The following is a 14271-nucleotide window of genomic DNA, read 5'->3' as shown; positions in this document are numbered from 1 at the left end:
AGTGAACCTGGCAAGCCTCGTCGCGATCCTCTTCGGCCTGCTGTTTGGCGCCCTCGCCCTGTTGCTGTCGCCGGCCAAGGCGTTCCTGGCCGTGGTCGGCCTGGCGGGGGCAGTGACCATCCTGCGCTTTCCGTTGTGGGGGCTGTTGTTGTTCGCCATGATCGCCACGTTCATGCCGTACTCGACTATCAACCTGGGGATCCGCAGCACCGTCAGCGAAGCGATCCTGGCCCTGACCTGGGGCGCGGTGCTGTGGCACAACTTCCTGGCCCGCCTGCCCGATACGCCCAGCCTGACCCGCCGTCCCACCGACCAGATGCTGCTGTGGCTGATGCTGTTCAGCGTGTTCCCGTTCATCGTCGGCCAGGTCACCGTCCACGCCGACAGCAGCGGCGTGGCCAACTGGCTGCGCTGGTTGCTGAGCCTGTCGGCAGTGTTTCTCTGCGCCAGGTTGCTGGTGGACCGCAAGCAGCGTGAATCCTTGGTCATCGCCCTGTTGCTGGGCAGCCTGGCGATGCTGGTGCTGTCGATTGCGGTGTTCGTGCGCACGCGCTCCGGGGCTGGCATTGCGCCGATTCTGGCGTTGTTCAACTACGGCAACTTCGACATGTTGAAATTCGGCCTGGAGGCCATGTCTTCGCGCATGGGTTCGCCGTGGATGCACCCGAATGCCATCGGCGGGATCATGGCATTGCTGCTGCCCCTGGCCTTCTGCTTCGGCGTGACCGAACAGGGCTGGAAACGTGCGCTGGGCCTGGGCGTCGCCTGCCTGGGCGCGGCCGCGTTGCTGTTGGCCAGCAGCCGCGGCGCGATGGTCAGCCTGGCGTTGGTGCTGGTGTGGATGGCTACGCGCCGCGTGCCCTACACCGGGCGCCTGCTGATGATCGGCGCGGCGCTGACCGTGGCACTGGTAATGGCCTACCCACCGTTACAGGAACGCCTGGCGACGATTTTCTCGTCGGACAACGCCAGTACCGAAGTGCGGTTCGACGAGTACCGCATGTTCCCGCAGGCGGTGGTGTCCTATCCGTTCGGGATCGGCTTCAAGGTTGACCCGCCGGTACCGGGTACCCACCTGCTGGGGATCTCCAACCTGTGGCTGAACTTCATCTACAAGACCGGCATCGTCGGCATGCTGTTCTTTGTGGCGGTGACCGTGCGCTGGTGGCGTGAGGCGCGTCCGCAAAAAGGCCCGATCCGCCTGACCAAGGACAATGCCCTGTGGCTGGGCACCACCGGCGGGATTCTGTCGGCGCTGGTCAGCGGCCTGTTCGACCACTACTTCAGTTTTGCGGTGGTGATGGTGGCGTTGTTCTGGCTGATGGTGGGCATCAATGTACTGGAGGCGCGGCGGTTGTTTCCGGCGCGGCTGCCGCAAGTGAAGACCGTGGCCTACCGCAAACACTTGCCTGATGGGGCACGGCCCTGATGCTCGGCTCCGCCGCCTGGCTGACCCTGGCGACCCTGGTGGGCCTGTGCCTGGGATTTGCCCGTGAATGGTTGCTGGTGGCGGCCTGGGGCGCCGGAGAGCGCAGCGATGCCTTCCTGATCGCGCTGTTTTTGCCGGAAGCGCTGCGCATGTCGTTGGCCGGCGGTGTGCTGAGCGCCGCCGCGCTGCCGTTGTACCTGCAACGCAAGCATGGCGAACGCCTGGAGTGGCTGGCGGTGCTGTTCCCGGCGTTGCTGCTGATCGCGCTGGTCATCAGCCTGCTGCTGACGCTGTTGGCACCGTGGCTGGTGCAAATGCTCGGCCCGGGGTTGGCCGACACCGCCACAGTCTTGGCCAGCAGCAACCTGCAGATCGTCGCCTGGTGTGTGCCGGGCTTGATGTTGCATGGGCTGTTCAGCATTCCCTTGCAGGCCAGCGAACGTTTTGTCCTCGCGGGGCTGGGCTCGTTGCTGTTCAACCTGCCGCCGGTGACGTACCTCGCCCTCGCGGGCACTACCAGCCAACCGCACGCGCTGGCCCTGGCCTGCCTGGCCGGCAGCCTGTTGATGCCGCTGGCGCTGTTGCCGTCGGTGTGGCGCCAAGGCTGGCGGCCATGGCGCTGGCAACTGAGCGTCGCACCCTTGCGGGAGCTGGGCCAGCGCATCGGACCGCTGTTGCTGAGCAATGGCGCCAGCCAGGGGTTGGCGCTGATCGAGCGGCTGGTGGCATCGCTGCTGGGCGAAGGCGCGGTGACCTGGGTCAACCTGGCGCGCAAGCTGATGAACCTGCCGCTGATTGCGCTGATGAGTCTCAACCAGGTACTGCTGGGCATGATGAGCCGCCGTCAGGGCGATGAGCGCCTGGCCCTGCTCAAGCGCGGCCTGGAAACCGCCAGCGTACTGACCCTGCCTGCCGGTGTCGGCCTGGTGGCGGCAGCCCCGAGCCTGGTGGCGCTGCTGCTGCCCAGGCAATCGGCGGATTCGCCGTTGCCGCTGCTGCTGGCCTGGTTTGCCGTGCCGTTGGTGTTCGGCGCCTGGAACGCCTTGCTCGCGCGCTATGCCTACGCCGCCGGCGATACGCGCCAGCCGCTGCGCTGCGAGTTGCTCGGCAGCCTGGTCAACGTGTTGTTGCTGGGAGCGCTGCCCTGGGTGTTCGGCCTGGCCGGTATCCCCTTGGCCGCACTGGCCGGCGTGCTCTGCACCGCACTGTTGCTGATGCAGCGCCAGGCCTTGCTCGACGCCCTGCCCTGGGCCCGGCACTGGCTGCTCAGTGCACTGCTGATGGGGCTGGCGGCGCTGATGCTGTTTGGTATTGAGGGCGTGTGGCTGCAACTGGGGCTGAGCACCCTGGCGGGCGCCGTGGTGCTGCTCGGCATGGGGCTGTGGCTCAAGCCGTGGCGCAAGGCATGACGCTTATTGTAGGAGCTGGCTTGCCAGCGAAAATCGTCAACGATAACGCGGGCATTCTGGATGCACGTGGTGCCCTTGCGTTCTTCGCTGGCAAGCCAGCTCCTACAGGGGCGGTGGAGTTTATAGATCGGGAGCACTCAGGTGAAAAATCGCTGGATTCAAATGGATATCGCCAAGGGCATCGGCATCCTGGTGATCGTGTACGCCCACAGTTGGTTTGTCGCCACGTCGCCGGACTTGATGTACCCGATCCTGGCGTCGTTCGTACTGCCGTTGTTCTTCTTTCTGTCGGGGGTGTTTTTCAAACCTGAACAGCCGTTTGTCGAGATGGCGGTGCGTAAGGCCGACGGCCTGCTCAAGCCGTTTTTCTTCACCATGCTGGTGTATGTGATCGTGCGCGATGTGCTGCGCGGCCAACCGCTGCTGCCGGATATCGGCGGCGTGCTGTACGCCTCGGTGGACACCATCCCCTGGCAGGCGCTGTGGTTTTTGCCGCACTTCTGGGTGGCGATCCTCTTCAGTTGGGCGGTACTGCGGCTGATTCAGCGCCTGCCGCTGGCGGTGAGCTGTGCAGTGATGCTGGTGCCGCTGCTGATCGGCATCTGGATGCTGCCGTGGTTCTGGCAACTGCCGGTGACTCTCGGCGGGCAAACCTGGGTGCTGCCCGGCTTGCCCTTCAGCCTGGATATCACCCTGATCAGCAGCGCGTGTTTCGTCTACGGCTACCTGCTGCGTGACTGGCTGCGTACCCATGCGGGGTCAATGCTGACCCTGCTGGTGTCGGTGGCGCTGTTCGCGGCGGTGTTCCTCTACCGGGGCGATACCATGGACCTGGCGCAGCGTCGCTACGACCACTGGCTGTGGACCAGCCTGCTGGCGGTGATTGGGGTGTACCTGTGCTGGGCGTTGGCGCGGGTGCTGATGGCGTCGGCCCTGATCACCCGGGTCATGACCTACATCGGCCAGTCGACCCTGATCCTGCTGATCTTCCATGGGGAGATCCAGCACAAGACATTCGATTTGATGGAGCGTCTGGGGCTGCACGCGTTTGTCGCGGCCTGCATCGGTTTTGTGGTGGCGGTAGTGGTGCCGTTGTTGATCGGGGAAGTGATCAAGCGGGTGGCATTCCTGCGGTTTTTCTACTTTCCATTTCCGCTGCGCAAGGCTGCCAGATAACGGTAGGAGCGAGCGTGCTCCTACCGGGTATCGGGTTCAGTCATCCAGTTGTTGCGCGGCGGGCTTGCCGGCGTGTTTCGCCGGCTTGGCGCCCTTGGCCGGAGCCGGTGCAACGGGCTCGGGTTCCGGGGCGGCGGCGGTTTCTTTCTCGGCCATCGGCATCTGGTCGATGGCGCTGAAAAACTCTTTCAAATCGAGGGTATCCGGTGGCACGGTCTTCTCGACTTTCTTCTCGCCATCCTTGCCCACCAGGATCACTTTGGTGCCGCTGCCGGCACCCAGTTTGAGGGCGCGGATCAGCGCATTGGTCTCGGGCGGCGTGAGCTTCTTGTTGTCCTTGGGGTCCTTGGCGAACTTCTCCCCTTCGGCACCGATGCTGCCAAACTTCACGGTGTAGAACACCATGCTGCGCTCTTCAAAGGACTGCTTGGTGGCAGGCTCGTCCAGTTGTTTCTTGAGGGTCGCCAGTGTGTCGTTGCCGGAATCAAGCTCCACCACCACCAGTGGCCGGGCTTTGCCCAGGTCCTGCTTGAGCGGGTTGATATCATCAGCAGCCAACAGCGGCCCCGTAAAAGCCATCAAGGTAGCCAGGGTCAGCGACCGGATGAGCATGCGCACCTCCTTTGAATTCCATGCAGGGTTCTTGAGTTTCATGTCTGCGACAGTCAAATTCAAGGATGATTCCTACACCGCGTTCAGAAAGCGTAGGTCAGGACGCCCGCTCCGCAAGGGCTTGGCGGCGACATGCGGCATTGTTTCCTTTGATTGCACAAACATTACGAGACCTTCCAGCCCGGCCAATGGCGGGCAAAGACAGGCGCCACGATCGGGTCGGCATCCACCTGCGCCAGGGTCTGGGCAAAGCCTGGCGCCAGGGCAGTCAAGGCCTCACGCGCCTCATCCCAGCGCGACACCGCCGCCGCCATGATGCCCAGCGCATTCGGTTCGCCGTTGGACGCGAACAGTTGGCCGGCAAACTGTTCGGCAAACACCACCCAGGCCTGATGCAGATAGCGACGCGTGCCCGCGACCAATTGCGCCTGCACCGCTTCATCGGCATTGCCCACCCAGCGTTGCGGGTAGTCAATGATGCCAATCGCCGAATAGCAATTGGCCGCGATGTACACCAGGCCGCGGATGATCTGGTCACGGTCGCCGCCCAGCAGATGCGCATCGGGAAACGCCAGGCCCAGGTGGATCAGGATCGCGGCACTTTCCGTCAGCACCTGTCCATCGGGGATAACCAGGGTGGGCACCTGTTTGAGCGGGTTGATACGGGCAAGCTCATCACTGCCCTCGCCGTCGGCCCAGGAGGCGGCGTCCACTCGTCGCCATGGTACCGCGCACCGTTGCAGGGCGATTTCAATCATGCAGGAGCCGGATTCGTCGATGCCATAGAGTGTGTACATAGCCTTTCCTCCATTGGATGAATCAAGAATTTTAGAACAAGCCCATTTGCCCGCCGACCAGGGTGCTGAAATCGTCACTCACGAACGGCAGGATGGCATCTGCGACCGGTTGCAATTGCCGGGTGACGTAGTGGTCGTAATCAATCGGCGCCTGGCGTACTTCCAGCGGTTCGGGGCCGTTGACGCTGATCACATAGCGGATCCAGCCGCCGCGCTGGTACTGGCGCGGGCGCCCCAGGCGGTCGTTGTATTCATCGGCCAGGCGTGCCGCGCGTACATGGGGCGGCACGTTGCGCTCGTAGTCATCCAGTTGACGGCGCAGACGTTTGCGGTAGATCAGCAGTTCATCGAACTCGCCGCTCAAGGTGCGGCGCACGTAGTCGCGTATGTAGTCCTGATGGGGCTGGCGGTGGAAGATGCGCTGGTAGAGTTCCTGCTGGAACCGGCGGGCCAGGGGCGACCAGTCGCTGCGTACGGTCTCCAGGCCTTTGTAGATCATCTCTTCGCTGCCGTCGGCACGTACCACCAGGCCGGCGTAGCGCTTCTTGCTGCCCTCCTCCGCGCCGCGAATGGTCGGCATCAGGAAGCGGCTGAAGTGGGTTTCGTATTGCAGCTCCAGGGCACTTTGCAGGCCGAACGCGCTGTGCAGGTGCTCACGCCACCAGGTGTTGACGTGCTTGACCAGCGCCTGGCCGATACGGCTGGCGTCGTCCTGGGAATGCGCGCTGCCGAGCCACACGAAGGTGGAGTCGGTGTCGCCGTAGATCACCTCATACCCCTGGGCTTCAACCAGTTCGCGGGTCTGGCGCATGATCTGGTGGCCGCGCATCGTGATCGACGAAGCCAGTCGTGTATCGAAAAAGCGGCAACCGCTGGAACCGAGTACGCCGTAGAACGCATTCATGATGATTTTCAGCGCCTGGGACAGCGGCGCGTTGTGCTCACGCTTGGCCTCTTCGCGACCTTCGGAGACACGCGCAACGATGGCCGGCAGGCAGTGCCGGGTGCGAGAAAAGCGTGCACCGCGAAAGCCTTCGACGGAGTCGCTGTCGTCGGGGTGCTTGAGGCCTTCGATCAGGCCCACCGGGTCGATCAGGAAGCTGCGGATGATCGACGGGTAAAGGCTTTTGTAATCGAGCACCAGCACCGATTCGTAGAGGCCAGGACGCGAATCCATGACAAACCCGCCGGGGCTGGCCTGGGGTGGTTTGTCGCCCAGGTTCGGCGCGACGAAGCCCTGGCGGTGCATCAGCGGCATGTACAGGTGGGTAAACGCCGCCACCGAGCCGCCGTTGCGGTCGGCCGGCAACCCGGTGACGCTGGCGCGTTCGAGCAGGAACTTGAGCAGTTCGGTCTTCTCGAAAATCCGCGTGACCAGCTCGCAGTCCTTGAGGTTGTAACGCGCCAGGGCGGGCTTGTCCTCGGCGAACATGCGGTTGATTTCGTCCATGCGTTGATACGGTGTGGAGATGTCCTTGCCCTCGCCGAGCAGGGTTTGCGCGACGTTTTCCAGGCTGAAGGATTCGAAACTCCAGGTGGCCGAACGCAGGGCCTCGATACCGTCGATGATCAGACGCCCCGCCGCTGCGGCGAAGTAATGGTTGCGGCTGCCGTGTTCGCGCCAGGCCATGGGCTCATCGCCGCGACCGAGCATCAACGGTACGTTGAGGCGCTGGGCATGTTCGTGGAGTACGCGCAGGTCGAACTGCACCACATTCCAGCCGATGATTGCATCGGGGTCATGGGTGGCGAGCCATTGGTTGAGGCATTCGAGCAGTTGAGCGCGGGTGTCGCAGTAGTCGAGCTTGAAATCCACCGCGTCAGTCTTGTTCGGCGGGCCGAGCATGTACACCTGGCGTTCGCCGCAGCCTTCGAGGGCGATGGAATAGAGGTCGCCCTGGGCGGTGGTCTCGATGTCCAGGGACACCAGCTTGAGCGGCGGGCGGTAGTCGGGCGCGGGCTTCATCTGCGCATCGCACAGGGCACCACTGGCATCCGGTGCCCCCCCGAACCAGACCGGAGCGGTGATGAAACGCTCCATCATGTAGCGCTCGGGCGGGCGTACATCGGCTTCGTAGACGTCGACACCGGCGGCGCGCAGGCGCTTTTCCACGTCCATCAACTGGCGGTGCTGGCGCGTGTAGAGGCCCAGGACCGGGCGGTGATGGAAATCGCAGAGTTGCAGCGGGCGCAATTCGATATCGCGTTCGCCTTTGAGCAACCAATCCAGCGGCTTGCGATGGGCCTCGGGAATGAACATCACCGAGGTCTGCACGGGTAGGCGGATAAACCGTGGCCCCTGGTCTGTGGCCAGCCAGAAACTGACCTCCGTGCCCGCCGGGGTATCGCGCCAATGCCGGGTCAGGACAAAACCCTGCTGTAAATCCACCGTACCGCACCTCAGGAATAGCTTTCAGGCGTTGATTCTACGCGGCATCTGCGCAAACGCGGCAGGTAAACGCGCACGCAAGCGGTGGACTTCTAAAGGCGGCGAAAGCGGGCACCGCAATGGTGCCATTTCTCCAGCTCACGCCCGACGTGTTTTGCTCAAATAGTTTTCGATATTGCCCATCTGCTCGTCCCAGCCACGGGAATTCATCTTGAAGGCTTTTTGCCGACGAGCCTCCGGCACCGCGTCGAAACCGGATTCAACCACCCGCAGCAAAATGCCCGGCGCCCGATCCTCAATGGTGAATTCAACCAGTGTCGGGGTTTCCTTGTCGTAGTCGACGCCCTTTTCTACCGCGAAGGGGTGCCACCAGAAAGAGAACAACGTTTGCGGCAGGATGCGTTCGATTTTGGCTTTCCAGATCACGTGTTCGTAACCTGGGTAGGTAATCGGCGCCTCTATGGTTTCCCCTGCCACAAAGGCTTTGCCCTTGAGGGCGATGCCAAACCAATCGCCGAATTGCTCGGCATTGGTGAGCGCTTCCCAGACCTGTTTACGTGAAGCGTTCAGCAGAACTTTTCGCTCAATGCGATCTAATACGTGCATAAGTCACCTCCTCCATTGACAGTAGGCGACACCAAATAATGCGCAACCTCAGGTTGTAAGCAATCATGATGACCCCGTCCTTGAACCGGCAATACGTTTATGACTGACCCATTGAATGGAAGTTGCTTCTGCAAAGGTGTCCGCTATCAGGTGGACCAGTTGGACATGCCTATCAGCCACTGCCACTGCGCAAGCTGCCGCAAAATACATGCGGCACCGTTTGTCGCCACCGCAGGAGTAATGCGCGAACATTTTCGCTGGACGCTGGGGGAGGAACTGTTGGCGTCCTTTGAATCTTCGCCGGGCAAGCTCAGGCATTTCTGCTCGCGCTGTGGCTCACATCTGATAGCAGAACGTGGGCATCAGCCCCATGTGATCGTGCGGGTGGCGACGCTGGACGATGATCCGGGCGTCAGGCCCACCTCGCACATCTGGATGGCCCATGATGTGCCCTGGCTTGACCATGAAGGCATAGAGCAATGGGACGAGTGGAAGGCATGATTTAGACGTGGGGGTCACCTGGCGCTTTTGCCGGCGTCGCATATTGCGGCTTCAGGTGACCGTCCTGGTCGAGTAGCCAGGCATCCATGATTTGCCGCACCACCGGACCCGCGACGCGACCACCGGCCTCACCGTTTTCGATCATCACCGAAATCACGATCTTCGGATGTTCGGCCGGAGCGAAGCCAACGAACAACGCGTTGTCGCGATGGCGCTCCAGGGTTTTTTCGCGGTTGTAACGCTCACCTTGCTTGATCGCAACCACTTGCGCAGTACCGCTCTTGCCGGCAATGCGGTATTGCGCCCCTTGTGCGGCGGCCCGGGCGATACCTCGCGGGTCATGCATCACCAACTGCATACCGTGATTGACCTGCTCCCAATCACGCGGATCCTTGAGGACGACGTTGGGCATTGGATTCTGGTCCACCGGCGGCTCACCATTGATCGTCTTGGCCAGGTGCGGGCGATTCCACACACCCTTGTTGGCGATCAACGCCGTGGCCTGGGCCAATTGCAGCGGAGTGACTTGCATATACCCCTGGCCAATGCCGAGGATCACGGTTTCGCCCGGGAACCAGGGTTGGCGCCGCGTGGCGCGCTTCCAAGCCTGGGATGGCATCAAGCCAGCGGACTCTTCGAACATGTCCAGGGAGACTTTCTGGCCCAGGCCAAACTCCGCCAGGTAGTCGTGCAGACGGTCGATGCCGAGTTTGTGAGCAAGGTCGTAAAAGTAAGTGTCGTTGGAACGCATGATGGCAGCGTCCATGTCTACCCAGCCGTCGCCGCTGTGGTTCCAATTGCGGTATTTGTGGTCAAAGTCAGGGAGCTGGTAGTAACCGGGGTCGAATACACGGGTCTGTGGGGTGACGACACCGCTGTCGAGGCCAGCGATGGCCACTTCCGGCTTGATGGTCGAGCCCGGCGCATAGAGCCCCCGGAGGACACGGTTGAAGAGCGGCCGGTCAATGGAGTCGTGCAGGGCGGCATATTCCTTGAAACTGATGCCGGTGACGAACAGGTTCGGATCAAAACTCGGCTTACTGACCATGGCCAGTACTTCGCCGGTTTGCGGATCGAGGGCAACCACTGAGCCACGGCGATCACCCAGGGCTTCTTCCGCAGCTTCCTGGAGCTTCACGTCGAGGCTCAGGACGATATTTTTGCCAGGAATCGGGTCGGTGTGCTTGAGCACACGGAGTACGCGGCCTTGGGCATTGGTCTCGACCTCTTCGTAGCCGACATGACCATGCAGTTCGGATTCGTAGAAACGCTCGATACCGGTTTTGCCGATGGACTGCGTGCCACGGTACTCCACCGAGTCGAGGGCTTTGGATTCTTTCTCATTGATCCGCCCCACATAGCCGATGGAGTGGGCAAAATGCGCACCCAGCGGGTAGTGACGGACGAATTGCGGCTCTACATCTACTCCTGGCAGGCGGAACTCATTCACCGCCAGCAATGCGACTTGCTCTTCGGTCAACTCGTAAAACAACGTCACGGGGACGAAGGGGTGCCGTGCCTGCTTCAGGGCCTTGTCGAACAACGCACGGTCTTCGACAGGCAGGTGCAGCAAGTTGACGATGGCGTCGAGTTCGCCCTTGAGGTCAGTGGTGCGCTCGCGGGTGATGGTCAGGTTGTAGCTGGGTCGGTTATCGGCCAGCACCACGCCATTACGGTCATAGATAAGGCCGCGCGTCGGAGTGATGGGCAGCACGTGGACGCGGTTGTTTTCAGAAATCGTGGAGTGGTAGTCGAACTGTACGACTTGAAGGAAATACATACGCCCCACCAGGGCACACGTAATGCCTATCACCAACAACGCACAAGCGAGCAGGCGCTTGTTGACCAGGCGGTTTTCTTTTTCGTGATCTTTAATCGGTATCGGTTCAGGCATTTCTACAGCATCTCGTTGAAGAAGGTCGACGCCGCATCCTGCGATGAAAGATCAGTCCTTGGGAAATGTGCTGCACCATACCAAAAATGCAGAAACACTTTGCATTGAATTCCCCAACGGCACTCTGAAGTGAGTTCCCTCTCGACGGGTACGGTGATACGGCAGCTGCCCTTGAAGATACTCAACAGCTCATCCGCCTAGGCGTACCCACTTTTCGAGCGCCCAAAACAAAACCCCATCTGCTTTCGCAAATGGGGTTTCGGAATTTAATCTTGACGATGACCTACTCTCACATGGGGAAACCCCACACTACCATCGGCGATGCATCGTTTCACTGCTGAGTTCGGGATGGGATCAGGTGGTTCCAATGCTCTATGGTCGTCAAGAAATTCGGGTACTGAGTCGTGGCCGGCTGGCCTCGCTTCAGCAAATTGGGTATGTGACAGCTGTCGGTGTTTTGTGAAATCTCGAACTTTCGGTTCATTGCGTCTTCACACACCGCAATCTGGCCTTTCGACGCAAATTGCTTGGGTGTTATATGGTCAAGCCTCACGGGCAATTAGTATTGGTTAGCTCAACGCCTCACAGCGCTTACACACCCAACCTATCAACGTCGTAGTCTTCGACGGCCCTTCAGGGGACTCAAGGTCCCAGTGAGATCTCATCTTGAGGCTAGTTTCCCGCTTAGATGCTTTCAGCGGTTATCTATTCCGAACATAGCTACCCGGCAATGCCACTGGCGTGACAACCGGAACACCAGAGGTTCGTCCACTCCGGTCCTCTCGTACTAGGAGCAGCCCCTCTCAAATCTCAAACGTCCACGGCAGATAGGGACCGAACTGTCTCACGACGTTCTAAACCCAGCTCGCGTACCACTTTAAATGGCGAACAGCCATACCCTTGGGACCGGCTTCAGCCCCAGGATGTGATGAGCCGACATCGAGGTGCCAAACACCGCCGTCGATATGAACTCTTGGGCGGTATCAGCCTGTTATCCCCGGAGTACCTTTTATCCGTTGAGCGATGGCCCTTCCATACAGAACCACCGGATCACTAAGACCTACTTTCGTACCTGCTCGACGTGTCTGTCTCGCAGTCAAGCGCGCTTTTGCCTTTATACTCTACGACCGATTTCCGACCGGTCTGAGCGCACCTTCGTACTCCTCCGTTACTCTTTAGGAGGAGACCGCCCCAGTCAAACTACCCACCATACACTGTCCTCGATCCGGATAACGGACCTGAGTTAGAACCTCAAAGTTGCCAGGGTGGTATTTCAAGGTTGGCTCCACGCAGACTGGCGTCCACGCTTCAAAGCCTCCCACCTATCCTACACAAGCAAATTCAAAGTCCAGTGCAAAGCTATAGTAAAGGTTCACGGGGTCTTTCCGTCTAGCCGCGGATACACTGCATCTTCACAGCGATTTCAATTTCACTGAGTCTCGGGTGGAGACAGCGCCGCCATCGTTACGCCATTCGTGCAGGTCGGAACTTACCCGACAAGGAATTTCGCTACCTTAGGACCGTTATAGTTACGGCCGCCGTTTACCGGGGCTTCGATCAAGAGCTTCGCGTTAGCTAACCCCATCAATTAACCTTCCGGCACCGGGCAGGCGTCACACCCTATACGTCCACTTTCGTGTTTGCAGAGTGCTGTGTTTTTAATAAACAGTCGCAGCGGCCTGGTATCTTCGACCGGCATGAGCTTACGGAGCAAGTCCTTCACCCTCACCGGCGCACCTTCTCCCGAAGTTACGGTGCCATTTTGCCTAGTTCCTTCACCCGAGTTCTCTCAAGCGCCTTGGTATTCTCTACCCAACCACCTGTGTCGGTTTGGGGTACGGTTCCTGGTTACCTGAAGCTTAGAAGCTTTTCTTGGAAGCATGGCATCAACCACTTCGTTAACTAAAAGTTAACTCGTCATCAGCTCTCGGCCTTAGAATCCCGGATTTACCTAAGATTCCAGCCTACCACCTTAAACTTGGACAACCAACGCCAAGCTGGCCTAGCCTTCTCCGTCCCTCCATCGCAATAACCAGAAGTACAGGAATATTAACCTGTTTTCCATCGACTACGCTTTTCAGCCTCGCCTTAGGGACCGACTAACCCTGCGTCGATTAACGTTGCGCAGGAAACCTTGGTCTTTCGGCGTGGGTGTTTTTCACACCCATTATCGTTACTCATGTCAGCATTCGCACTTCTGATACCTCCAGCAAGCTTCTCAACTCACCTTCACAGGCTTACAGAACGCTCCTCTACCGCATCACTTACGTGATACCCGTAGCTTCGGTGTATGGTTTGAGCCCCGTTACATCTTCCGCGCAGGCCGACTCGACTAGTGAGCTATTACGCTTTCTTTAAAGGGTGGCTGCTTCTAAGCCAACCTCCTAGCTGTCTAAGCCTTCCCACATCGTTTCCCACTTAACCATAACTTTGGGACCTTAGCTGACGGTCTGGGTTGTTTCCCTTTTCACGACGGACGTTAGCACCCGCCGTGTGTCTCCCATGCTCGGCACTTGTAGGTATTCGGAGTTTGCATCGGTTTGGTAAGTCGGGATGACCCCCTAGCCGAAACAGTGCTCTACCCCCTACAGTGATACATGAGGCGCTACCTAAATAGCTTTCGAGGAGAACCAGCTATCTCCGAGCTTGATTAGCCTTTCACTCCGATCCACAGGTCATCCGCTAACTTTTCAACGGTAGTCGGTTCGGTCCTCCAGTTAGTGTTACCCAACCTTCAACCTGCCCATGGATAGATCGCCCGGTTTCGGGTCTATTCCCAGCGACTAGACGCCCTATTAAGACTCGCTTTCGCTACGCCTCCCCTATTCGGTTAAGCTCGCCACTGAAAATAAGTCGCTGACCCATTATACAAAAGGTACGCAGTCACCCAACAAAGTGGGCTCCCACTGCTTGTACGCATACGGTTTCAGGATCTATTTCACTCCCCTCTCCGGGGTTCTTTTCGCCTTTCCCTCACGGTACTAGTTCACTATCGGTCAGTCAGTAGTATTTAGCCTTGGAGGATGGTCCCCCCATATTCAGACAAAGTTTCTCGTGCTCCGTCCTACTCGATTTCATGACTAAGAGATTTTCGCGTACAGGGCTATCACCCACTATGGCCGCACTTTCCAGAGCGTTCCGCTAATCTCAAAGCCACTTAAGGGCTAGTCCCCGTTCGCTCGCCACTACTAAGGGAATCTCGGTTGATTTCTTTTCCTCAGGGTACTTAGATGTTTCAGTTCCCCTGGTTCGCCTCTTGCACCTATGTATTCAGTACAAGATAACCATCTTATGATGGCTGGGTTCCCCCATTCAGACATCTCCGGATCAAAGTCTGTTTGCCGACTCCCCGAAGCTTTTCGCAGGCTACCACGTCTTTCATCGCCTCTGACTGCCAAGGCATCCACCGTATGCGCTTCTTCACTTGACCATATAACCCCAAGCAATCTGGTTATACT

At 59.4% G+C, this 14271-nt stretch carries 9 protein-coding genes and 2 rRNA genes; 4 read left to right on the top strand and 7 right to left on the bottom strand.

From position 1 onward, the window contains the following. The first annotated feature begins 1 nt into the window (after position 1). The 3 genes from BFP99_RS08020 (at position 2) to BFP99_RS08010 (ending at position 4014) form a co-directional block, all read left to right on the top strand. Complete coding sequence (locus BFP99_RS08020; protein WP_027603097.1) at positions 2 to 1429, top strand: O-antigen ligase family protein; 1428 nt, start codon at positions 2 to 4, stop codon at positions 1427 to 1429. Then, positions 1429 to 2838: a lipid II flippase MurJ gene (locus BFP99_RS08015; protein WP_065947046.1), complete on the top strand. Its 1410-nt coding sequence runs from the start codon at positions 1429 to 1431 to the stop codon at positions 2836 to 2838. Before BFP99_RS08020 ends, BFP99_RS08015 begins: the two co-directional genes overlap by 1 nt. A 141-nt stretch (positions 2839 to 2979) precedes the next feature. Beyond that, a complete protein-coding gene (locus BFP99_RS08010) occupies positions 2980 to 4014 on the top strand; it encodes an acyltransferase family protein (RefSeq protein WP_074845226.1) in 1035 nt (344 codons plus the stop codon). Positions 4015 to 4050: 36 nt separating this feature from the next. On the opposite strand, the gene BFP99_RS08005 is transcribed toward BFP99_RS08010, so the two are convergent. From BFP99_RS08005 to BFP99_RS07990, 4 genes are all read right to left on the bottom strand, one after another. Beyond that, positions 4051 to 4626, bottom strand: coding sequence for a DUF4174 domain-containing protein (locus BFP99_RS08005; RefSeq protein ID WP_065926894.1), 576 nt, complete (start codon positions 4624 to 4626; stop codon positions 4051 to 4053). A gap of 164 nt (positions 4627 to 4790) precedes the next feature. After that, positions 4791 to 5423: a glutathione S-transferase family protein gene (locus BFP99_RS08000; protein WP_065926893.1), complete on the bottom strand. Its 633-nt coding sequence runs from the start codon at positions 5421 to 5423 to the stop codon at positions 4791 to 4793. A gap of 31 nt (positions 5424 to 5454) precedes the next feature. Next, entirely contained in the window at positions 5455 to 7812 is a 2358-nt protein-coding gene (locus BFP99_RS07995; RefSeq protein WP_065947044.1) for a DNA polymerase II, read from the bottom strand. 138 nt (positions 7813 to 7950) lie between these two features. Further along, positions 7951 to 8418 carry an SRPBCC family protein gene (locus tag BFP99_RS07990; protein ID WP_065926891.1) on the bottom strand — a complete coding sequence of 156 codons (468 nt, stop codon included), beginning with the start codon at positions 8416 to 8418 and terminating at the stop codon, positions 7951 to 7953. Positions 8419 to 8517: 99 nt separating this feature from the next. Between BFP99_RS07990 and BFP99_RS07985 the strand changes: the two genes are divergently transcribed. Further along, positions 8518 to 8919, top strand: a complete 402-nt coding sequence (locus BFP99_RS07985) for a GFA family protein (protein ID WP_065926890.1) — start codon at positions 8518 to 8520, stop codon at positions 8917 to 8919. Between the two features lies 1 nt (position 8920). On the opposite strand, the gene mrdA is transcribed toward BFP99_RS07985, so the two are convergent. From mrdA to BFP99_RS07970, 3 genes are all read right to left on the bottom strand, one after another. Beyond that, entirely contained in the window at positions 8921 to 10813 is a 1893-nt protein-coding gene (gene mrdA, locus BFP99_RS07980) for a penicillin-binding protein 2 (protein ID WP_065926889.1), read from the bottom strand. Positions 10814 to 11083: 270 nt separating this feature from the next. After that, positions 11084 to 11199, bottom strand: a 5S ribosomal RNA gene (gene rrf, locus BFP99_RS07975). A 152-nt stretch (positions 11200 to 11351) separates the two neighbouring features. Then, positions 11352 to 14243: ribosomal RNA gene (locus BFP99_RS07970) — 23S ribosomal RNA — on the bottom strand. Positions 14244 to 14271 lie beyond the last annotated feature (28 nt).

It is taken from the genome of Pseudomonas sp. 1 R 17 (genome assembly GCF_900067035.1).
Taxonomy (GTDB): Bacteria; Pseudomonadota; Gammaproteobacteria; order Pseudomonadales; family Pseudomonadaceae; genus Aquipseudomonas; species Aquipseudomonas marginalis.
The sequence above is the reverse complement of the archived record's forward strand: the minus strand, read 5'-3'. Positions and strand labels throughout refer to the sequence as shown.

Excerpts from the sequence above, each read along its gene's own strand:
- BFP99_RS08015 (WP_065947046.1), top strand. The coding sequence starts at position 1,429 with ATGCTCGGCTCCGCCGCCTGGCTGACCCTGGCGACCCTGGTGGGCCTG.
- BFP99_RS08005 (WP_065926894.1), bottom strand. The coding sequence starts at position 4,626 with ATGCTCATCCGGTCGCTGACCCTGGCTACCTTGATGGCTTTTACGGGG.
- BFP99_RS08000 (WP_065926893.1), bottom strand. The coding sequence starts at position 5,423 with ATGTACACACTCTATGGCATCGACGAATCCGGCTCCTGCATGATTGAA.
- BFP99_RS07990 (WP_065926891.1), bottom strand. The coding sequence starts at position 8,418 with ATGCACGTATTAGATCGCATTGAGCGAAAAGTTCTGCTGAACGCTTCA.
- BFP99_RS07985 (WP_065926890.1), top strand. The coding sequence starts at position 8,518 with ATGACTGACCCATTGAATGGAAGTTGCTTCTGCAAAGGTGTCCGCTAT.
- mrdA (WP_065926889.1), bottom strand. The coding sequence starts at position 10,813 with ATGCCTGAACCGATACCGATTAAAGATCACGAAAAAGAAAACCGCCTG.